Here is a 21,859-nt window from a genome sequence, read left to right as displayed (position 1 = left end):
TAACCAATTGTATTTAAAGCATTATTTTTATTTTATTTATATGTAATCTTTCGATTTTTTGGCTGAATTAGTAATGATAAGTAACGTGATTTTATTTGTTTTTCATTGTGTAATAATGAGTGAGGAATCAAGTGGATTTAAGATTAGAGACAGAGACTTGAGTCAGTATTGCTATCTTTAATTAATTATTTTCATATTTAGTAGGGTAGAAATATGGCGAATCAACAATGGCAATGTGTGTATAGCGCCGGAAACAGCTTAGAAGCACATAGTTTAAAAGGTTTGTTAGAAAATACTGGAATATCAGTACGGTTGACGGGGGAAGCATTAGCTGCTGCTGCGGGTGAGCTACCGATGAGTGTGATTGAAGTGCAGTTATGGGTTACCGTATCTCAATGGCAGCAAGCTTTAGTCGTTATTGAGGGGTATTTACGTAATGATTATCACGATTGGCATTGCAAGCATTGTGGCGAGGTTAATCAGGGCCAATTTGAACTGTGTTGGCAGTGTCAGCATGATAGAGAAGAGTCACTCGATCATTAATTTTAAGTTATAGATAATATTTGAGTTATAGATAATAAAAGCGAGCATCAATGATGTTGCCCGCTCAATAGGTATTACATCATGTGCTTGCGACGGATATCTAGCAGCGCGAAGATACCAAAAATTAAAATTGACCAATACTCCCAACGCGACATCTTGATTTTATCACCAAATGCGCCAACGAAAATGAGCATTTGTAAGCCATGCATCATGAACAAAAAAGCGGTCATGATATACAGCGCTATCGCGGACACTCCTGGAAAGGGGTGGACGATATTAATAAATAATATTAGCCAGACTAAGGCAATCGCTATTTTGGCAGTAATGATCAGTGCTTTCATGGTTCCTCTCTGGAAAATAAGCGGTAGCACACTTGGCCTGCGCTTTTTTCACGATGTAAATGCCAGTGGCTAGGTATTGCCAACTGACCTAATTCCTTTTCTGCTTCAATATAAATCATTGCATGTGGTGTTAACCAGCCATTATTTTCTAACGCTGTGATAACATCCTGAATAAGATCTTTTCGAAACGGAGGATCGATAAAAACAATATCGTGTGGCGTACCTGTTTGTGACAAAAAGCGTAAACTGTCGCCATTGATCACAGTAGCATTGGTCGCTTTTACTGTGTTGAGGTTTATTTCGAGTTGTGTGGCCGCTTTTTTATCAAGTTCAAGCATGGTGACACTTTCTGCACCACGTGAAAGTGCTTCAAAACTTAAGCCACCACTACCAGTAAAGAGATCGAGGCATTTAGATTGATAAATGTCTTGCGCTAACCAGTTGAAAAGTGTTTCTTTGACACGGTCAGTGGTTGGGCGGAGTCCTTCGACATCATGAACGGGTAATTTGCGTCCACGCCATTGTCCGCTGATGATTCTAACGAATCCACCAGGACGATTATTTTGTATTTTGCGAGTTGTTTGCTGTCTTCGCTGCGTCATAGATTTTTTTGACCGTTAAGAAAATGATAGTATACACCTGTTTTTAGGCCGTAAATTGTACCAATCAAGCGCTAGGATTTGCCAATGGCAGAAAAAAAGAAACGCGGATTATTTTCATGGCTAGGATTTAGCTCTGAAGATAACGACGCATCAAAGGAACAAGCTACTGATCAATCAGTAGTTGATGGCTCGGTTGATAGCCAAAAATCAACACATTCCTCTGACGATGAGTCGTTGAAAGCCGGTCATAATGATGACTTTGAGCTAGAAACACCCATCAACCCAGAATTAATCGCTAAAACTAATGATCGCCAATTGGCTACGACGTTGCAAGAAAATGATCATCAAAAAGACAGTATTGTTACTGATAGTGTTATTAATGATGAGATTGTAACCGTAGATGAAAACCATCAAGCGTTATTAAATAATAGCAATGATGGAAGTGAGCCATTACTAACATCGGTAACTGAAAATGCTATTGATGCCAATGTTAGTGATGTAATTGCTGACGATGACGATCAAAATACTGTAGTCATCACGGCGGCTACTGAACAAGAAAAACCAAAATCAGAAGGTTTTTTTAGCCGCTTAATGCGCGGTTTAAAGCGTACTAAAACCAACTTTGGTGCTGGTTTCTTTGGTTTGTTCCGTGGTAAGAAAATTGATGATGAATTATTTGAAGAGTTAGAAGAGCAATTATTGATCGCTGATGTTGGGATGGATACCACGTTAAAAATCATTAATAACCTTACTGACAAAGCATCACGCAGTGATTTACATGACGGCGAAGCTCTCTATAGTTTATTAAAAGATGAATTAGGTGGAATGTTGGCTAAAGTTGAACAACCGTTAGTGGTTGATATGACTAAAAAGCCTTATGTTATTTTGATGGTTGGCGTTAATGGTGTCGGTAAAACGACTACCATTGGTAAATTAGCCAAACAATTCCAAGCAGATGGTAAATCAGTCATGCTAGCTGCTGGTGATACCTTCCGTGCCGCGGCTGTGGAGCAACTACAAGTTTGGGGTGATCGTAATAATGTGCCTGTGATCGCTCAGCATACTGGCGCTGATAGTGCATCCGTGATTTTTGATGCCATTGAATCAGCTAAAGCCAAAAATGTTGATGTTGTTATTGCTGACACCGCTGGGCGTTTGCAAAACAAAGGTCACTTGATGGAAGAGTTACGTAAAATTGTGCGGGTGATGCAAAAGATTGATAGCGAAGCCCCGCATGAGATTATGCTGACATTGGACGCTGGTACGGGTCAAAATGCCATTAGTCAGGCAAAACTGTTTAGTGAAGTGGCTCCAGTATCGGGGATCACCATTACTAAATTAGATGGTACGGCTAAAGGTGGTGTTATTTTTGCAATTGCTGATCAATTCAATATTCCAATTCGTTATATTGGTATTGGTGAAGGCATTGATGATTTGCGACCATTTGTGGCCGATGAGTTTATAGAAGCGTTATTTAGCAACGAGGAATAATAAAGTGATTCAATTTCAGCAGGTAAGTAAAGCTTATCGTGGTGGTAGGCAAGCCCTACAAAAAGTAGATTTTCACCTCAAACCCGCAGATATGGCTTTTTTAACGGGTCACTCTGGGGCTGGTAAAAGTACCCTGCTGAAATTAATTTGTGCCCTTGAGCGTCCAAATGACGGCAAGATTTGGTTCAATGGTCACGATATTACTCGATTACCAAATAAACAAATCCCATTTTTGCGCCGCAATATTGGTATTATTTTTCAAGATCATAAGCTTTTAATGGATCGCAGTGTTTTCGATAACATTGCTTTGCCATTACGGGTTGAACAAATGAATGAACATGATATCAAGCGTCGTGTGAGTGCATCTTTGGATAAAGTCGGATTATTGGATAAGGCAAAATGTTTGCCTATCCAATTATCTGGCGGTGAACAACAGCGCGTCGGCATTGCCCGCGCAATTGTTAACAAACCAATGTTACTGTTGGCTGATGAACCAACAGGTAATCTGGATGCTGAATTATCACAACAAGTGTTGCGATTATTTGAAGAATTTAATCGAGTTGGCGTAACAGTATTAATGGCAACGCATGACACATCATTGCTTGCTAGCCGTGATTATCGTCGTTTAGATCTACATAAAGGTAATTTAAGGGAGCTAGCTCATGGCGCGTAAATCTATTGGTTTTTTTGCAATTCATCGCCAACAAGCAAGCTCTGCATTAAAAGACATGTTTCGTCATCCACTCGGTAATTTTTTAACTCTTGCCGTATTAGCTGTCGCATTAACCTTGCCATGTACTTTTTATTTAATGGCGAAAAATATTACAGCGGTTGCTGATGCGTGGCAAAACCCAAGCCAAATTACACTGTATTTAAAGCACAATACCAGTAATGACGATGGGCAGGCACTTGCTGATGAAATTAAAAATTGGTCACAAGTTAATAGCGTCAAATTTATTACCGCGGATCAAGGTTTAGAGCAGTTTCGGCAAAATGGTGGTTTTGATAAAGCCCTCAATTTGTTTGATGAGCAAAATAATCCTTTACCCGCAGTGGTAATTGTTGAGCCAAAGAGTGATTGGCAAACGACGGCTAAAGCCAATGAATTAGCCCAAAAATTGGGACAGCAAAAGCATGTTGCTGAAGTGCGTTTAGATCGTGATTGGCTGCAACGTTTAGCCGCAATTCAACAGTTAGCGATTGCGTTGGCATTATTAATGTCAGGCTTAATGCTGTTTGCGGTGTTCTTAATTGTGGGTAACACCCTGCGCTTACAAGTGCTTAGCCATAAAGATGAAATCCAAGTCATGAAAATGGTTGGTGCGACCAATAGTTATATTTTACGTCCTTATCTTTATGTCGGGGTGTGGTATGGCTTGATTGCAGCGCTAATTGCATGGGGATTAACCCAAGGGGTAGTTTTATTATTAGGTGATGCTGTTGCGCAGTTATCTAATTTGTATGGTAGTCATTTTAGAATGCTGGGCTTGAATTGGGATGAGAGCGTAATCATGATAATGATAGCCACCTTCTTAGGTCTAATGGCTGCTCGTCTTGCTGCTGGACGTCATTTGCGTGAAATTAACCCAGTATAATTGTTGTTGTTAATCATTTTAAAACAACATGATAAGAAAAAGTGATGCTTATAATCATATATATTTGTGCTGTGACTTGCATTTGAACTATGTTTACAGGCATCATTGTCGGTTCACACAACGATAGCATGTGCTCAATAACCGTTGTGATTGCACGAAAATTACACGAGGTTTTCGAATGTCAAATGAGATGTCGAAATTAGTTCTAGTTTCGGCGGATAGTCTTGAAAGTTATATTCAGACTGTAAACCGTTATCCAATGCTAACGCCTGAGCGTGAAAAAGAGCTTGCTGAAGCTTTACACTATGACGGTGATATTAATGCTGCTAAAGCATTAGTGATGTCCCATTTGCGATTTGTGGTGCATATTGCTCGTGGATATTCTGGCTATGGTTTGCCGATTGCTGATTTAATCCAAGAAGGTAATATTGGGTTGATGAAAGCGGTTAAACGCTTTAATCCAGAAGTTGGCGTACGATTGGTGTCTTTTGCGGTACATTGGATTAAAGCTGAAATTCATGAATATGTATTACGTAATTGGCGAATAGTAAAAGTAGCAACCACCAAAGCACAACGGAAATTATTTTTTAATTTACGTAAATCAAAGAAACGCTTAGGCTGGTTTAATAACGACGAAGTGAACATGGTCGCTCAACAGTTAGGGGTTGAACCTGCTGAAGTACGCGAAATGGAATCACGTTTAGCGGCACAAGATCCTACGTTTGAAATGCAAAATGATGATGATGAACGTGATTCAGCACCTATGGCTCCCGCATATTTCCTTGAAGATAAAGGCTCTGATGTTGCTTTGAGTTATGAAGAAAGTAATTGGGAAACTCATGCCAATAATCGTTTATCACAAGCATTAGCCAGTCTGGATGAACGCAGCCAGCATATTGTTCGTTCACGTTGGTTAGATGATCAAAAGTCGACTTTGCAAGATTTAGCCGATAATTATGGTATATCAGCAGAGCGTATTCGGCAGTTAGAAAAAAATGCCATGAAAAAGCTTAAAGATTCAGTGGGCGATTTTTACTAATTGGTCATGTTACTTTACGCTATAAAAACCGACCTTAGTGTCGGTTTTTTTGTAGCTGTCGATCGTCTAAATTTATAGTCGCTAATCACTATTATAAGGTAGGAGCTTATCTATCTGATTTTATGTGTCATAAGTCACATTTGTGAATAATTGTGTGTATGCTTAGTTAACTTATGCACAGCTTGTTGTGGGATCCGATCTACATGTTGTGGATCTTTTTGGTGAAAACCACATTATCAACGCAATCCACAGACTTTTCCACAGGTGGTTACTTTGTGTTCGATTGTGAATTGCTATCACCAATAACTCCTTGTTGGTATTGAACTGTTATTGTTGCGAGCCGTGATTGTTATGTGGATAAAGCCTTATTTTTTGGTGGGAGATACAGTGCTTAAGCTAAGGTACAATAGTGATTAATTACCGATTTTGGTGGATGAATTGTCAGGATCGTGTGTTTACGATCCAATATGAACATTATCGATCGCGATCATAAATAGCATTATCAGCCTTTGCTATTACTTTTATTGATGCCATTAAAAGGAAACATCATGGAACAGTTTCAACATATTTCAGTACAAGATGCCCTGCAATTATTACAACAACCAGAGACCGTACTGGTTGATATCCGTGATCCCCAATCTTATGCATTAGCTCATGCTCAAGCGGCATTTCACCTTACTAACGATACAATGGTGACATTGATGGATGAGGTTGACTTTGAACAACCATTATTAGTGATGTGTTATCACGGTGTCAGTAGTCAGGGCGCCGCGCAATATTTAGCTAATCAAGGCTATGAACAGGTGTATAGCGTTGAGGGTGGTTTTGAAGCTTGGCGTCGTGAAGGCTTACCGATGGTACAAGCTTAGTTAAGTTTATCCTTGATAAGATGAGTAATAAGAGGGCGAGTTACTCACTTTGAATGTAACTTCCTTTGGTATTTAGTACTGATAATCTCCAATCCATTAGAGTGATAACTATGCATCGCTTAGCTGAATTTTATAACCCTCGTCACGCACAAGCATTTATTGATTATATGGCTTCACGGGGGATTGAACTGACTTTAGCGCCAGAGCCTGAGGGTAAGTTTGCGTTATGGTTGCAAGATAACCAACATCTGATTGAAGCCGAAGCTGAATTGAATGCATTTATTGCTAATCCTAATGATAGCAAATATCAAGAAGCATCATGGCAAGTGGCAGAAAGTCGCACTGCAAAATTTGATTATTCTAGCCCGAGTCTAATCTCGATGGTTAAAGCCCAAGCTGGTCCATTTACATTACTAGTGATGGTGGCATCACTGGTCATTTACGGATTGTGGTTATTAGGATTTGAATCGCTATTATTTAATTGGTTCCACTTCCCGTTTATGAATGGTGATCAATGGCAGTTGTGGCGTTATTTCAGCCATGCGCTACTCCACTTTTCAGCCATGCATGTAATTTTTAACTGTTTGTGGTGGTGGTTATTAGGCGGACAAATTGAACGTCACAGTGGCTCTGCTAAATTAGTACAGTTATTTCTTATCTCTTCGCTAATTTCTGGCTTTGGTCAATTCTGGCTTGATGGTCCTAATTTTGGTGGCCTATCTGGGGTTGTCTATGCCTTGCTGGGGTATATCTGGTGGATGGGTTGGCTAGCACCACAACGTGGATTAGTGATTGCTCGCTCTTATGTAGTGTTTATGTTGGTGTGGTTGATCATTGGTTTTGCTGAGCCTGCAGGCATTGCCATTGCGAATATGGCGCACTTAATGGGTTTATTGACGGGCTGTGCGATTGCGTTAGTGGATGCTAAATTACTTCGTCCTAAACACTAGTCTTCTGGCAGTTTTTCCTGCAACTACTGTGGTGATGTTTGGCCTGCTTACATCACCACAGTAGTGATAATTATCTTGATATTAACTAAAGCTGTTGATTATTTGACAGTGAGTCCAATGTTGATATAAATCCGCGTTATTTTCATATCTATTCATATTTATCCGTCTGTCTTTGACTGTTTTCACATTTTTAATTATTCATTCGCGCAATAATCAGTCTCGTTTTGAGCGACATCGAAAATAAAACGATCGTTTATAGCGTGGGATTGTAAAAATAGTATCTATAAGATGCCACAGCGTATCGTGATGCGCGAATGGTACTCGATGCCCTACAGCAGTGAGATAACAGAAAGGAACATTTATGTTTGGTTTATTTACCCCTGAAGCGCATAAACAGCGCTTGCCTGATGGAAGTATCGATCCAGTTTATAAGCGATTGCGGTGGCAATTGTTTGTAGGTATTTTTTTTGGTTATGCTGGCTACTATTTAGTGCGTAAAAACTTTTCGCTAGCGATGCCCTATTTGATTGAAGAATATGGCTATAGCCGCGGTGAATTAGGGGTTGCGTTAGCGGCAGTATCAATTGCTTATGGCTTATCTAAATTTTTAATGGGGAATGTGTCAGATAGATCCAATCCTCGCTTCTTTTTAGCCTCGGGATTGATATTGTCATCGATAGTGATGTTGTGCTTTGGTTTTATGCCTTGGGCGACTGGCAGTATTACCGCGATGTTTGTGCTGTTATTTTTAAATGGCTGGTTTCAGGGGATGGGATGGCCAGCCTGTGGGCGAACCATGGTGCACTGGTGGTCACATAAAGAAAGAGGTGGGTTAGTCTCGGTCTGGAACGTGGCTCATAACGTCGGTGGTGGCTTAATTGGTCCATTGTTCTTATTTGGTTTATGGGCGTTTAATGATGATTGGCGTTCAGCGTTTTATGTACCTGCTTTTTTTGCGCTATTAGTTGCGGGATTTACTATCTTAGTGATGCGTGACACCCCGCAGTCTTGTGGCTTACCACCGATTGAAGAATACAAAGACGATTATCCTGAGAGCTATGACAAATCTTTTGAAGAAGAGATGACCGCCAAAGAAATTTTCTTTAAGTACATTTTTAATAATAAATTATTGTGGTTTATTGCGATTGCGAACGCGTTTGTTTATTTGATTCGCTATGGCGTATTAGATTGGGCACCAGTGTATTTAGGTGAAGCGAAAGGCTTTACCGTCGATAAATCATCATGGGCTTATTTCCTTTATGAGTGGGCAGGGATCCCCGGTACATTATTATGTGGTTGGATATCCGATAAGCTATTTAAAGGTCGTCGAGCACCAGCAGGGATTTTATTTATGGTGCTAGTGACTGTTGCAGTATTGGTGTACTGGCTTAATCCTCCGGGTAATCCGACTATTGATATGATGGCATTGATCTCGATTGGCTTCTTAATCTATGGTCCTGTGATGTTGATTGGTTTGTATGCGTTAGAGCTTGCACCTAAAAAAGCGGCAGGTACTGCGGCTGGGCTAACGGGGTTATTTGGTTATTTAGGTGGTGCAGTAGCAGCGAATGCATTACTGGGTTATACGGTAGATAATTTTGGTTGGGATGGCGGCTTTATGGTTCTAACCGGCTCTTGTGTGTTAGCTATTTTCTTCTTTATTATCACTATGATTGGTGAAAAGAAGGCCTATCAGAAGCAGCAACTTGAGTTACAACAGCAAAATGGTTGATTAAGTTTGGCTTCTTGGTAAAGCTGTGAGTAATATAAAAAGGCTTCGCATTGGCGGAGCCTTGTTTTTATTACCTTTCATTGCTGAATATGGCAGGTATAGATAGGAGCTTTCCAGCCGTGAAGCAAAGTAAACGTCATCAAGAAATTATTGATTTAGTTATGGGCCAGGGATATGTCAGTACTGACGATCTTGTGGCGCGTTTTAATGTAAGCCCACAAACGATTCGCCGCGATCTTAATGAGCTGGCCGATGAAAATAAAATTCGTCGTCATCATGGCGGTGCAACCGTCCCTTCCAGTTCAGTTAATACGGCTTATACCACTCGTAAGGTCTTACAGTTAGAGCAGAAAGACCGCATAGCCAAAGCATTAGTGAGCCATATTCCTGACGGTGCAACCTTATTTATAGATATAGGTACTACGCCAGAAGCGGTGGCGCGCGCATTAATGAATCATAACGATTTACGGATCGTAACTAATAACCTTAATGTTGCTAGCTTACTGATGGCTAAAGAAAACTTTCGAGTGATTTTAGCTGGTGGTGAGGTACGTAATCGTGATGGCGGTATTGTAGGTGAAGCAACCCTCGATTTTGTATCACAATTTCGATTAGATTTCGGTATTTTGGGTATCAGTGGTATTGATCTTGATGGTTCATTATTAGATTTTGATTACCATGAAGTTCGGGTTAAACAAGCGATTATTGAGAATAGCCGTTGTGTGATGTTAGGCGTTGATCACACTAAGTTTGGTCGTAATGCGATGGTAAATCTAGGTGATATTAGTCAAATTGATATGTTATTCACTGATCAATTACCCCCACTCAGTTTGGTTGAGCGATTACAAGAAAATGAAATCCATTTTGAGGTGGTAGCGTAAATCATTATATCGATAACCAGAGACTTAAATAACGGGCTTCTTTAAATAGAAGCCCGTTTTTTTTGGTTTGTAATTGTTATAAGCATTAAGTTTGCGGTAATGATCAAATTTTTGTCATAACAATGTTAACTAATGCTGGATTAGATCAATATATACGCTATTATTAAATTAATTACTTTCGAACGAACATTTATAGTTCGTTTTGTTATGTTTGATTGAATAGGTGTGAACATTATGACAGTAGCATTAAGCGGCCTCGAAAATAGTCAAACGTTAGATTTAATTGTGATTGGTGGCGGCATTAATGGTACTGGCATTGCTGCTGATGCCGCGGGTCGCGGGTTGAGTGTTGGTCTTTATGAAGCGGATGATTTTGCATCAGCGACCTCATCAGCCAGTTCAAAATTAATTCATGGTGGTTTGCGTTATCTTGAGCATTATGAATTTCGGTTAGTGGCTGAAGCCTTAGCTGAGCGAGAAGTATTATTAAAAAAAGCGCCTCATATTGCTAAACCAATGCGATTTCGACTGCCACACCAGCCGCATTTACGTCCTGCATGGATGATTCGTGCTGGATTATTCTTATATGATCACTTGGGTAAACGCACCACCTTACCAGCCAGCAATGGATTATCATTTGGTGCTGATTCGGTATTAGTACCTACGATTAAACAAGGTTTTGAATATTCTGATTGTTGGGTTGATGATGCGCGATTAGTGATTTTAAATGCGATGGAAGCCGCAAAATATGGCGCAGAAGTGCGTAACCGTTGTCGGGTTGAAAAAGCCGTTCGAGAAGGGGATATTTGGCGCGTGACTATTAAAGATATTGTGACGGGCGCAACATTCCACCGTTGTGCTCATGGGCTAGTGAATGCAACTGGACCATGGGTGAAATCATTTTATGATCACAGTACAGATTTAGAATCACCACGCAATATTCGATTAATTAAAGGCTCCCATATTGTGGTGCCGCGGGTGCATGATCAGCCGCAAGCGTATATTCTTCAGAACGAAGATAATCGAATTGTATTTGTGATCCCTTATTTAGATCGCTTCTCTGTGATTGGTACTACCGATGTTGAATATCATGGTGATCCGCGTGATGTCGCCATTGATGATCAAGAAATTGATTATTTATTGAAGGTGTATAACAACCATTTTGTGCATCAATGCCAGCGGGAAGATGTGGTATGGAATTGGAGTGGCGTTAGACCATTGTGCGATGATGAATCCGATTCACCACAAGCGGTAACGCGTGATTATACCTTAGAGTTAGAGCAGCAAGCAGATGAAGCGCCTTTGCTCTCTGTGTTTGGTGGTAAGCTCACTACCTACCGTAAGTTGGCAGAATCAGCATTAGCTAAATTAGCGCCGTTTTATTCTAACATGGGGCCTTCTTGGACCAAAGATAGCTACTTACCTGGTGGTAGTGCTGATTTTGATGGTGATAAGTTAGCAATGCAGCTACAACAACAGTATCCGTGGTTAAATGAATTTACTTGTCAGCGCATAGCACACAATTATGGTATTCGTGCCGAGACGTTATTGGCAGGAATTACCACCGAAGCTGAGATGGGACAGCACTTTGGTGAAGGGGTTTATCAATGTGAGCTTGATTATTTAATAGCGCATGAATTTGTACAAACAGCGACGGATGCGCTATGGCGTCGCAGTAAACTAGGTTTGTATTTAACGCCATTACAGCAACAATTAATTGGTGATTATATTATTGATCATCAAGCGCAGACGGTAATTGCGGCTGCATAACTATTATTTACTTTATAGTAAACATTTCAATAAAAAGCGCCGATGGGCGCTTTTTTTATGGGCGTTATTATTGGTATAAATATTTAGTAAATAAAAGCTCATTGACTGGAGTATGGCCTGTCTCGACAAGTAATAATTGGTTGATTTTTTGTTTACTTAATTGACGAATTTTTTCACGGCCAGTTAATGATTTTATTTGTTGTTCTGATTGTTGGTTAATAATGCTAATTATAGCGTCACGGATCAAAGGATCATGATGCTTAATATTCATTAATTGATTGTTATTTTTCAGCATTAAATCGACTCGCAACTGAATATACCCTAATCGAGAATCATTAATGACATAGTTGGTAGTGATATCTGGTGTTAAGGTGTAATAACCAATATTTGATTGGGTTGGATCGCTAGTGGGCTGTTTTGCATAAGTGATTGGCGACAGTAATGTTATCACCATCAAGAAACAAGCTACAAAAACAGTTTTTTTCATCATGATACTCATGCAGTTAGGGACATTTAGACGCAACTAGGTGTAATCTACCACGGTTAACGATATTCGAACTCGTTACCTCTTGCTACAATAGCAGATCAATATGGTAATAAATTAACTGCTTTCAACCAAGTGTTTTTGATCACGTCTTTGTTAATTTTGTAGTATAAAAAATGTCGGAATTCAAACAGTTGTACAGTCCATTGATTCAAAGTGCTAAATGGTACTCGGTACAATCATGGGCATTAGAACAAACATCACATGGAGCCTGGTTGCTAGAGTCTGAATCATTGTCACGTCGATTGGCACAATATTGTCAACATTTTACCGTGACAGTGTTAGCCCAGACAATGATTAGCAACAGTCATCTGTCAGTTATGGAACGGCAACTTGTAGGTGATAGTGATTGTTTAGAACGAGAAGTAATGCTTTATGGTGATCAACAACCATGGGTATTTGCGCGAACGTTGATCCCAATGACAACCTTAAGTGGTGAGGAACAAGACCTCGTCGATTTAGGTGATATTCCGTTAGGGTATCGTGTCTTTAATGATAAAAATTCACGCCGTGATGCTTTGGAAGTTGCCAATCTTGGTACTCAGCAACAGCCTCGATGGGCGCGACGTTCGCGATTATGGATCAATGAAAAGCCAATGCTGGTGGCGGAGTTATTCTTAATCGAATCGCCAGTATATGCTAAGGAAAAAGGATGTTAGAAATAACCAAGGCCAGAGCTTTTTGGCAGTTAGCCCGTTTTGATCGCCCAATTGGCAGTTTATTATTATTATGGCCAACCTTATGGGCGTTATTTTTGGCTGGAGATGGCTTTCCTAAATCAGATGTGTTGGTGGTGTTTGTGCTTGGGGTGGTGTTTATGCGTGCCGCTGGATGTGTGATTAATGATTTTGCAGATCGCAATGTTGATGGTCATGTAAAGCGCACTGCTAATAGACCAATGCCATTAGGAAAAGTCTCTGAACGCGAAGCGCTGGGGCTATTTATTTTATTGGTGTTAGTGTCGTTTTTATTAGTACTCACCATGAATAACTTGACTATTATGTTGTCAGTGGTAGCCGTAATATTGGCTGCATCTTATCCGTTTATGAAGCGCTATACCCATTTACCGCAGTTAGTATTGGGCGCTGCTTTTGGTTGGTCAATTCCAATGGCCTATGCTGCCCAATCAGGTGCATTACCCACTGTGGCATGGTTGTTATTTGTTGCTAATATTTTATGGACAGTTGCTTACGATACGCTGTATGCAATGGTTGATCGTGATGATGATATCAAGGTTGGAATTAAATCTACCGCGATTCTTTTTGGGCGGTTTGATAAATTAATTATTGGAATATTGCAGCTAGCAACAATCATGTTACTGATTGCTATCGGTGGCATTTTACAATTAAATCAAGGTTATTATTGGGCGTTATTATTAGCATCAGCTTTGTTTGTTTACCAACAAATGCTGATTCAAGGTCGTCAACGTGAGCAATGTTTTAAAGCATTTTTAAATAATAATTACGTTGGAATGGTGATATTTATCGGTATTAGCTTAAGTGTATTATGGTAATAAGCGATCAATAGCAGTGATCTTGAAGCATAAAAAAAGCGCCGTTAGGCGCTTTTTTTATGGCGAACCATTAGTCGTTTATCCGTTCTTCATCTGGCTGCATAACGGCTTGAATGGTTAATTTTACTTCAGGTGAAACTAATGACGTTAATAAATCAGCAAGTTTTTCAACCGGTTGAGTAACAGCATGGCACTCATTATTGAGATAGCCTTCATTACGTAATGTTTTCACTAGCGTACTAAACACCCCTTTATCGAAAAATTCGGGCGCATTGATACCATGTAAACGACTTAAACGTTGAGCAAGTACTTGGCTCTGTTGTTCTAAATCGGTTTTAGGTAATTGCGGTTCAGCATTAAGTAGTGTCAACGCAATTGCGTAACGTTGTAAGGTTTCAGTAATAGTGCGAGCTAGGAGCTGTAATGGACCAATGCGTGTATTATTAATCGCAATAGTGTCACCATCAAGTAGCAACAATCGCTGACGTACTAATTCTGCAATTAAACGATCAATTTCTAGTGGTAACTGTTCGGCATCAAAGCGTAAAAATAATTCAGCTTTTAAGAACGGATACAATAACTCAACTTTTTGATGGATCTCAGCACGATTTAGGCTTTGCTGTTGGATCACAATATGGGCAATTAATGATGGTAGCGCAAACAAGTGAATAATGTTATTGCGGTAATAAGTCATCAAGATTGATTGTTCACGATCAAGCGAGATGATTTCACCTAATACGTCACGCTCGACCAAGAACTTGTCCATGGTAATTGCATGATCGACCAATTGAGTAGCATTGTCTTTTGGTGTGGTGCAATGTTTTGAATATGGTGCATTACGCAGTAGTTCAAGGTAACACTCAATTTGTTGTTCTAATGAACTGCGACTTAATGCCCGTTGACGTGATGACAATAGTGCCAGCGCACATAATGTTAGTGCATTAGTCGCTGCGGCATCATTAATATGGGTCATCATCTTAACCGCTAAATCATTCACGACCGGAGAGAGCCAGCTTGGACGTTGGGGTTCTATCGGGTTGATGTCTTGGTGCCAGTCAGGCACGTTATCATTTAAATATTGATTAAGTGATAACGGCTCACCAAAGTTGACATAACCTTTACCAAAATTACGTAATTTACGTAGGGTACGCAGTACTTGGCCAACATTTTCTTTTTCTTTACGTTTGCCTTGTAGCTCTTTGGCATACGTACCCACTTCCATTACGTGCTCATAACCAATATAAACGGGTACCAAGGTTACAGGACGATTTAAGCCACGTAACATTGCTTGGATGGTCATTGATAGCATGCCCGTTTTGGCAGGAAGTAAGCGTCCGGTACGAGAACGGCCGCCTTCACTGAAATATTCAACCGAATAACCTTTAGCAAACAACTGTGCTAGATATTCGCGGAAAACTGTTGAATAAAGACGATCGCCTTTAAAGCTACGACGAATAAAGAATGCACCGCCACGGCGGAAGATAGGGCCTGCAGGGAAGAAATTAAGATTAATACCGGCGGCAATATGCGGTGGTACTAAACCTTCTTGGTACAGAACATAAGACAGTAACAAATAGTCCATATGACTGCGGTGACAAGGAACATAGACAATTTCATGCCCATCTTGCGCTAATCGACGAATACGCTGCGCATTGGTGATATTGAGGCCTTGGTAAAGTTTATTCCATAACCAGCCTAAGAAACGCTCACCATTTTTAATTAATGGATAAGAGAAATCTGCTGCAATTTCTTCCATCATTGCAATCGCTTCACGACGCACTTTTTCAACGGGAACTTGACGGCTTAATGCTTCTTCTTGTACGACTTTATCAATCGCTTTCGATGCTAATAAACGTTTAAAAAGTTGTTTACGATCCGGCAGACGAGGACCTGAGGTTGCTAGTAATTGGCGCGAAAAGTGAATTTTTGCTACTCGTGCTAATTTTTGTGCAATGGCATCATCAGTACCGTGATTATCTGCCATATAACGTAAAGATACTGGTGTACTTAGACGGACTAAACAATCGCGACCATGACCCACAATCGCCCAGGTTTTTTTAGGGCCATTAAGAGGACGTAGAATAGGTTTGTTTTTTGATTCTTTACCCGGCGCGCGACCCCATAAAATAGAGGCTGGAATTAATTGGATATTTAATTCACTGTCTTGTTTATGTAATTCCAATAAGTCACTAAAAAGCGTGATTGAGTCTTGTGGTAAACCAGTTTTATTACCAAATACACTTGGATTTTCAGCAACACAAACAAAGCGAGGAAAGGATTGGCCATTAATTTCTAATAGCGATAATGGATCTGGTAAGCCTGATGCGAGTGCACTGCTACGTAGAGTTAATAGATCAGTATTAGAACGGTACGGCAATATATAGACGATTGGGCGAGCTAAATCGAGTTCTAAGTCAGCAACTGGATCAGATGGGATCGAATGAGGTTTTACCAATATAGAAAGTGGCAATTTTAATAATTGTTGATAGATTTTTTGCCCGCTTGACATAGATATAATTAGCCTCTGAATCTAAATACGCCGCACAACAGCAGAAAAATGCCGCTTTCATGCAAGAGATATGCGGTAAATAAAGCTTAAAATACCACTTTTTTGACTAAGTCATGGTTTATTTTTATAACAACTTTTGGATTGAAAATCGATCTGGCATGACCAGTTAATGAAAGATGATTGATTCTGTTAGAATTATTGCTGTAAATAATAGTTTTATATTTTTTTTAGCCAAGTTACTGAATGGCTTTGAATTCCTACTCAAATTGCTGTTTTCGTAAACAATTGGCTTTTATTGTCTCTGAACACTGGATATACTCACAGCAACTGTATAAAAAGACAGGTGACTCATGAAGCCGTTAACGCCGCGACAACAACAAGTCTTTGATTTAATCAAAACAAAAATCGATGACTTTGGAATGCCACCGACACGAGCTGAAATTGCTCGCGAACTTGGCTTCCGCTCTGCTAATGCAGCAGAAGAACATTTAAAAGCTTTAGCCCGTAAAGGTGTATTAGAAATTATTCCTGGTGCATCACGAGGGATCCGTTTATTAATTGCGGACGATGCAGCAGATGAAAAAGGGTTACCTTTAATTGGCCGAGTAGCTGCTGGTGAGCCAATTTTGGCGCAAGAGCATGTTGAAGCTCATTATGAGGTGGATCCAAGCTTATTTAAACCTCGCGCGGATTTCTTATTACGCGTCAATGGTATGAGTATGAAGAATATTGGTATTATGGATGGTGATTTACTTGCTGTGCATAAAACCCAAGATGTACATAATGGCCAAGTGGTTGTTGCTCGAGTTGATGATGAAGTGACCGTTAAGCGACTTGATAAACAAGGTGCTAAAGTATTGCTTCATGCTGAAAATGAAGAGTTTTCACCCATTGAAGTTAATTTAGAACATCAAAGCCTGACCATTGAAGGTATTGCTGTTGGCGTGATTCGTACCGCTGACTGGATGTAAAGATCCGCTAACGACAGATTGAGTAAACACCAAATAGCGTAGCGCATAAGCTGCGCTTTTTTTTGTCTTTAAAATGGTGAGTAATTATTTTCTTCCTTATATCATTAGCTTATCTAGTAGTTTGTTAGTAATTTTTTATGAGTATTTTTTTGCGCTATTACTGTTTAGTGCCTAAGTTAAACATAGAGGAATGTTATTTTAGCTTTGCTGCGGGTGGATCAATTTGTCGCTGCATGTGCTGTGTAAGGCGAGATGTTGCCGACAAAGGAGGTCAGAACGATGATACGTAAACTGATCGGTAGTTGTGGATTAATCATATTTTCATCCCCATTGTTGAGTGAAACAATGCAATTCAATATGACGCGGGGCGTTACTGCAATAAGCCAAGATGTGTTTGGCTTACATATGACGATTCTTTATATCTGCATCGCTATCGGTGTGGTGGTGTTTGGGGCCATGTTTTGGTCTATTTTCCATCATCGAAAATCTAAAGGTGCTGTTGCTGCCTCTTTTCATGAAAGTACCAAAGTCGAAATTATTTGGACACTGATCCCCTTTATTATCTTAATTGCGATGGCTATTCCGGCCACAAAAACCCTACTTGCAATGGAAGACCCTTCAAAATCAGATCTCACTATTCAAGTGACAGGTTCGCAATGGAAATGGCATTACCGCTATTTTGATCAAGATGTTGAATTTTATTCACACCTAGCGACCAGTGCTGCTCAAATTGATAACCAACAACCTAAACGGGCCAATTATTTATTAGAAGTCGATTACCCATTAGTGGTGCCGATTAACAAAAAAATCCGCTTTTTAATTACCTCACAAGACGTTATCCATTCTTGGTGGGTACCTGCTTTTGCCGTTAAAAAAGATGCTAATCCTGGCTTTATTAATGAAGCATGGACACGTATTGATAAGCCGGGTATTTATCGCGGCCAGTGTGCAGAGTTGTGTGGTAAAAATCATGGCTTTATGCCGATTGTGGTCATTGCAAAAACACAAGTTGAGTACGATCAATGGTTGCAACAAACCCAAGCCAGTCAGCGTCAAGCGAGTGAGCAAGAACAACAATTATTAGACATGACCATGCCAATGGATGAACTAATGACACTTGGTGAAAAAACCTATAACAACCGCTGTGCAATGTGTCATCAAGCTAATGGTAAAGGGATTCCGGGGGCTTTTCCTGCGTTAGCGGCTGAAGGCATTTCGATTGATCCGCAACGTCGAATTGAACATATCAAGATTGTGGTACATGGCAGTACCGGAACCGCGATGCAAGCTTTTGGTCCGCAATTAAGTCTTAAAGAGTTAGCGGCCGTGATTACTTATGAGCGTAATGCTTGGGGTAATAATACTGGAGAAACCGTACAAGCGGCTGATATTCAGGCAATTAAAAACGGACAGTAGTTATAAGGAATTATCAGCATGACGGATATATTGCATCAACAACCCACTATTGATCACCATGAGCATCATCCACCGAAAGGGATTAAGCGATGGTTATTTACCACTAATCATAAAGATATTGGTACGCTTTATTTGTTATTTAGCTTATCGATGTTTTTTATTGGTGGTGCGATGGCAATGGTAATTCGTGCTGAGTTATTCCAGCCAGGGTTACAATTGGTTGAACCTAATTTTTTTAATCAAATGACCACTGTTCATGGTTTGATTATGGTCTTTGGTGCGGTAATGCCAGCCTTTACCGGTTTAGCTAATTGGATGATTCCGTTAATGATTGGTGCGCCAGACATGGCACTACCACGAATGAATAATTGGAGTTTTTGGATCCTACCGTTTGCTTTTAGTCTGTTGTTGTCGACGCTATTTATGGAAGGGGGCGGGCCTAATTTTGGTTGGACATTTTATGCGCCATTATCGACGACTTATAGCCCTGCTAGTACCGGATTGTTTGTGTTTGCAATTCATATTATGGGCATCAGCTCGATCATGGGGGCGATTAATGTGGTGGTGACCATTATCAATATGCGCGCTCCCGGTATGACTTACATGAAGATGCCGTTATTTGTGTGGACATGGTTAATCACCGCTTTTTTATTGATAGCGGTAATGCCAGTGTTAGCCGGTGCGGTAACCATGGTCTTAACCGATAAATACTTCGGTACCAGTTTTTTTGATGCCGCTGGTGGTGGTGATCCCGTCATGTTCCAGCACATATTTTGGTTTTTTGGTCATCCTGAAGTTTATATTATGATTTTGCCGAGTTTCGGTATTATTTCGGCAATTATCCCTGCATTTTCGCGTAAAAAACTCTTTGGTTATAGTTCAATGGTGTATGCCACCGCTTCGATTGCTGGATTGAGTTTTCTGGTGTGGGCGCACCATATGTTTACCACGGGTATGCCTGTTGCGGCAGAGCTGTTTTTTATGTATTGCACCATGCTGATTTCGGTGCCGACAGGGGTGAAAGTGTTTAACTGGGTGGCAACCATGTGGCGTGGATCGCTGACGTTTGAAGTGCCGATGCTATTTGCGATTGCGTTTATTGTGTTGTTTACCATCGGTGGTTTTTCTGGACTGATGTTGGCGATCACGCCAGCTGATTTTCAATATCATGATACCTATTTTGTGGTGGCACATTTTCATTATGTGTTGGTGTCTGGCGCGATCTTTTCGATTATGGCGGCCGCTTATTATTGGTTACCAAAATGGACTGGGCATATGTTCAATGAACGTTTAGCGCAGTGGCATTTTTGGTGTTCATTAATTTCAGTCAATATTTTATTTTTCCCAATGCACTTTCTCGGATTAGCGGGGATGCCGCGTCGAATTCCTGATTATGCGTTGCAGTTTGCTGATATCAATGCGGTGGTCAGCATCGGTGGGTTTTTATTTGGTTTATCACAATTGTTATTTGTCGCGGTAGTGGTGAAGTGTATTCGAGGCGGAGAAAAAGCGGCATCAAAACCGTGGGAAGGGGCGGAAGGGCTAGAATGGACGGTACCTTCTCCCGCGCCATATCATACCTTTTCAACGCCACCCAAGATTGATTAACGGAGGCTGATATGGAACCGCAATCAAAACGCTCCGTGATTGCCTTGGTATTTGCGGCAATAGCTATGTTTGGATTTGCGTTTGCGCTAGTGCCGTTATATGACGTTTTCTGTGACATTACGGGGATTAATGGCAAAACAGCGACCACACCAACAAAGGCTAGTGACAATATTGATCGCAGTCGAACCGTGACGGTTGAATTTGTTGCTTATATAAACCCGAATGTGAAGTGGCAATTTACGCCACAGGTGACTCAAGTAGATGTTCACCCAGGGGAGACGACAATCATTAAATATGATGCTAAAAATCTTAATTCACAGGCTTCAATTGGACAAGCTGTACCTTCAGTATCACCAGGAATTGCGGCAAAATATTTTAATAAAATTGAATGTTTTTGTTTTAACCATCAGCCATTAGCGGCAGGAGAACAAGCTGAGTTGCCGTTGGTGTTTTATGTCGATCCTGATTTACCGCGTGATATTAAGATACTGACATTAGCCTATACGCTTTATGACGTAACCCCTGATGTGCAACCCATTACTCAATCCAATGAGCAAGAGAATGAGGTGAAAGATGTCGAACTCTTATGATGATCCTAAGCAATCAACGGCAGGTAGTTCTGATGAATATTATGTTCCTGCGGCTAGCGGTTGGCCTATTTTAGGTGCGGTGGCATTATTTTTAATTGCCTTAGGTGCAGGTGCGACAGTCGGTGATTTACTGGCAGGCCAAGGACCATGGATTTTATTAACTGGGGTTGGGTTGATTTTACTGATGCTAACGGGTTGGTTTCGTGATGTGATCACTGAATCGATGGGCGGCTTATATAGCACTCAAATGGATCGGTCATTTCGACAGGGCATGAGTTGGTTTATTTTTTCTGAAGTGATGTTCTTTGGGGCATTTTTTGGGGCGCTATTTTATATTCGAATGATTGCGGTGCCATGGCTAGGTGGTGCCAGTAATAATGCAATGACCAACGTTGTATTATGGCCTGATTTTATCGCAGATTGGCCGCTTGTTGTTACTCCTGATGGCACTGAAACTCAAGCTATGGGGCCGATCGGATTGCCGTTATATAACACTATTATTCTGCTTACCTCATCAATAACCCTGCATATTGCCCATCTTGCGTTAGAAAATAATCAACGGCGTCGATTAAGCCTGTTTTTATTGGTCACCATATTACTTGGTGGGGTGTTTGTTTACCTACAAGCCGTGGAATATATCCATGCTTATCATGAGTTGAATCTACGTTTAGAAAGTGGTGTCTACGGCAATACCTTCTTTATGTTAACTGGATTTCATGGCGTGCATGTCACCTTAGGTACGATTGTATTATTCATTGTCTGGTGTCGAGTGTTAAAAGGTCATTTTACCCCTCAACACCATTTTGCTTTTCAGGCTGGGGCTTGGTATTGGCATTTTGTGGACGTAGTGTGGTTATGTTTATTTGTGTTTGTTTATATTTTATAAGCGGTTAAT

Annotated in this window: 21 protein-coding genes; 17 read left to right on the top strand and 4 right to left on the bottom strand. The window is 40.4% G+C overall.

Going from position 1 to position 21,859, the window contains the following annotated elements:
- Positions 1–213 precede the first annotated feature (213 nt).
- Positions 214–543: a putative signal transducing protein gene (locus CIK00_RS06920; RefSeq protein ID WP_101768171.1), complete on the top strand. Its 330-nt coding sequence runs from the start codon at positions 214–216 to the stop codon at positions 541–543.
- Positions 544–617: 74 nt separating this feature from the next.
- On the opposite strand, the gene CIK00_RS06915 is transcribed toward CIK00_RS06920, so the two are convergent.
- Both CIK00_RS06915 and rsmD read right to left on the bottom strand, forming a co-directional pair.
- The gene (locus tag CIK00_RS06915) at positions 618–884 is read right to left on the bottom strand and encodes a DUF1145 domain-containing protein (RefSeq protein WP_101768170.1); all 267 of its coding nucleotides are present in this window, start codon (positions 882–884) and stop codon (positions 618–620) included.
- A complete protein-coding gene (rsmD, locus tag CIK00_RS06910; RefSeq protein WP_101768169.1) occupies positions 881–1,486 on the bottom strand; it encodes a 16S rRNA (guanine(966)-N(2))-methyltransferase RsmD in 606 nt (201 codons plus the stop codon). Before rsmD ends, CIK00_RS06915 begins: the two co-directional genes overlap by 4 nt.
- A gap of 84 nt (positions 1,487–1,570) precedes the next feature.
- Between rsmD and ftsY the strand changes: the two genes are divergently transcribed.
- From ftsY to glpD, 9 genes are all read left to right on the top strand, one after another.
- Positions 1,571–2,977: a signal recognition particle-docking protein FtsY gene (gene ftsY, locus CIK00_RS06905; RefSeq protein ID WP_101768168.1), complete on the top strand. Its 1,407-nt coding sequence runs from the start codon at positions 1,571–1,573 to the stop codon at positions 2,975–2,977.
- 4 nt (positions 2,978–2,981) lie between these two features.
- Positions 2,982–3,650: a cell division ATP-binding protein FtsE gene (gene ftsE, locus CIK00_RS06900; RefSeq protein WP_101768167.1), complete on the top strand. Its 669-nt coding sequence runs from the start codon at positions 2,982–2,984 to the stop codon at positions 3,648–3,650.
- A complete protein-coding gene (gene ftsX / locus CIK00_RS06895; RefSeq protein WP_101768166.1) occupies positions 3,640–4,572 on the top strand; it encodes a permease-like cell division protein FtsX in 933 nt (310 codons plus the stop codon). Before ftsE ends, ftsX begins: the two co-directional genes overlap by 11 nt.
- Positions 4,573–4,750: 178 nt before the next feature.
- Complete coding sequence (gene rpoH / locus CIK00_RS06890; RefSeq protein ID WP_101768165.1) at positions 4,751–5,611, top strand: RNA polymerase sigma factor RpoH; 861 nt, start codon at positions 4,751–4,753, stop codon at positions 5,609–5,611.
- A gap of 548 nt (positions 5,612–6,159) precedes the next feature.
- Positions 6,160–6,480 (top strand): thiosulfate sulfurtransferase GlpE, encoded by a 321-nt coding sequence (glpE, locus tag CIK00_RS06885; RefSeq protein WP_101768164.1) that lies wholly within the window; start codon positions 6,160–6,162, stop codon positions 6,478–6,480.
- Positions 6,481–6,590: 110 nt separating this feature from the next.
- Entirely contained in the window at positions 6,591–7,430 is an 840-nt protein-coding gene (gene glpG, locus CIK00_RS06880; protein ID WP_101768163.1) for a rhomboid family intramembrane serine protease GlpG, read from the top strand.
- A 361-nt stretch (positions 7,431–7,791) separates the two neighbouring features.
- Positions 7,792–9,162 (top strand): glycerol-3-phosphate transporter, encoded by a 1,371-nt coding sequence (gene glpT, locus CIK00_RS06875; RefSeq protein WP_101768162.1) that lies wholly within the window; start codon positions 7,792–7,794, stop codon positions 9,160–9,162.
- Positions 9,163–9,281: 119 nt separating this feature from the next.
- Positions 9,282–10,043 (top strand): DeoR/GlpR family transcriptional regulator, encoded by a 762-nt coding sequence (locus tag CIK00_RS06870; protein ID WP_101768161.1) that lies wholly within the window; start codon positions 9,282–9,284, stop codon positions 10,041–10,043.
- Between the two features lie 234 nt (positions 10,044–10,277).
- Positions 10,278–11,813 (top strand): glycerol-3-phosphate dehydrogenase, encoded by a 1,536-nt coding sequence (gene glpD, locus CIK00_RS06865; RefSeq protein WP_101768160.1) that lies wholly within the window; start codon positions 10,278–10,280, stop codon positions 11,811–11,813.
- A 67-nt stretch (positions 11,814–11,880) separates the two neighbouring features.
- Here glpD and CIK00_RS06860 read toward each other — a convergent pair whose 3' ends face one another.
- Positions 11,881–12,303 (bottom strand): flagellar basal body-associated protein FliL, encoded by a 423-nt coding sequence (locus tag CIK00_RS06860; protein ID WP_101768159.1) that lies wholly within the window; start codon positions 12,301–12,303, stop codon positions 11,881–11,883.
- A 170-nt stretch (positions 12,304–12,473) separates the two neighbouring features.
- Here CIK00_RS06860 and CIK00_RS06855 point away from each other — a divergent pair, with 170 nt between their 5' ends.
- Together CIK00_RS06855 and ubiA are read left to right on the top strand one after the other, a co-directional pair.
- Positions 12,474–13,016 carry a chorismate--pyruvate lyase family protein gene (locus CIK00_RS06855; RefSeq protein WP_101768158.1) on the top strand — a complete coding sequence of 181 codons (543 nt, stop codon included), beginning with the start codon at positions 12,474–12,476 and terminating at the stop codon, positions 13,014–13,016.
- Entirely contained in the window at positions 13,010–13,870 is an 861-nt protein-coding gene (gene ubiA / locus CIK00_RS06850) for a 4-hydroxybenzoate octaprenyltransferase (protein WP_101768157.1), read from the top strand. Before CIK00_RS06855 ends, ubiA begins: the two co-directional genes overlap by 7 nt.
- 70 nt (positions 13,871–13,940) lie before the next feature.
- On the opposite strand, the gene plsB is transcribed toward ubiA, so the two are convergent.
- Entirely contained in the window at positions 13,941–16,379 is a 2,439-nt protein-coding gene (gene plsB / locus CIK00_RS06845) for a glycerol-3-phosphate 1-O-acyltransferase PlsB (protein ID WP_101768156.1), read from the bottom strand.
- Between the two features lie 350 nt (positions 16,380–16,729).
- Here plsB and lexA point away from each other — a divergent pair, with 350 nt between their 5' ends.
- From lexA to CIK00_RS06820, 5 genes are all read left to right on the top strand, one after another.
- On the top strand, positions 16,730–17,350 hold the full coding sequence (lexA, locus tag CIK00_RS06840; protein WP_101768155.1) for a transcriptional repressor LexA: 621 nt from the start codon (positions 16,730–16,732) through the stop codon (positions 17,348–17,350).
- Positions 17,351–17,629: 279 nt separating this feature from the next.
- Positions 17,630–18,766, top strand: coding sequence for a cytochrome c oxidase subunit II (gene coxB, locus CIK00_RS06835; RefSeq protein WP_101768154.1), 1,137 nt, complete (start codon positions 17,630–17,632; stop codon positions 18,764–18,766).
- An 18-nt stretch (positions 18,767–18,784) separates the two neighbouring features.
- A complete protein-coding gene (ctaD, locus tag CIK00_RS06830; protein ID WP_101768153.1) occupies positions 18,785–20,374 on the top strand; it encodes a cytochrome c oxidase subunit I in 1,590 nt (529 codons plus the stop codon).
- 11 nt (positions 20,375–20,385) lie between these two features.
- Entirely contained in the window at positions 20,386–20,964 is a 579-nt protein-coding gene (locus CIK00_RS06825; RefSeq protein ID WP_101768152.1) for a cytochrome c oxidase assembly protein, read from the top strand.
- Positions 20,948–21,850, top strand: a complete 903-nt coding sequence (locus CIK00_RS06820) for a cytochrome c oxidase subunit 3 (RefSeq protein WP_101768151.1) — start codon at positions 20,948–20,950, stop codon at positions 21,848–21,850. Before CIK00_RS06825 ends, CIK00_RS06820 begins: the two co-directional genes overlap by 17 nt.
- The last annotated feature ends 9 nt before the right edge of the window (positions 21,851–21,859 follow it).

The organism is Photobacterium carnosum (assembly GCF_002849605.1).
GTDB classification, from domain to species: Bacteria; Pseudomonadota; Gammaproteobacteria; order Enterobacterales; family Vibrionaceae; genus Photobacterium; species Photobacterium carnosum.
Note: the sequence above shows the minus strand (reverse complement) of the source record. Positions and strands in the feature narration are given on the sequence as shown.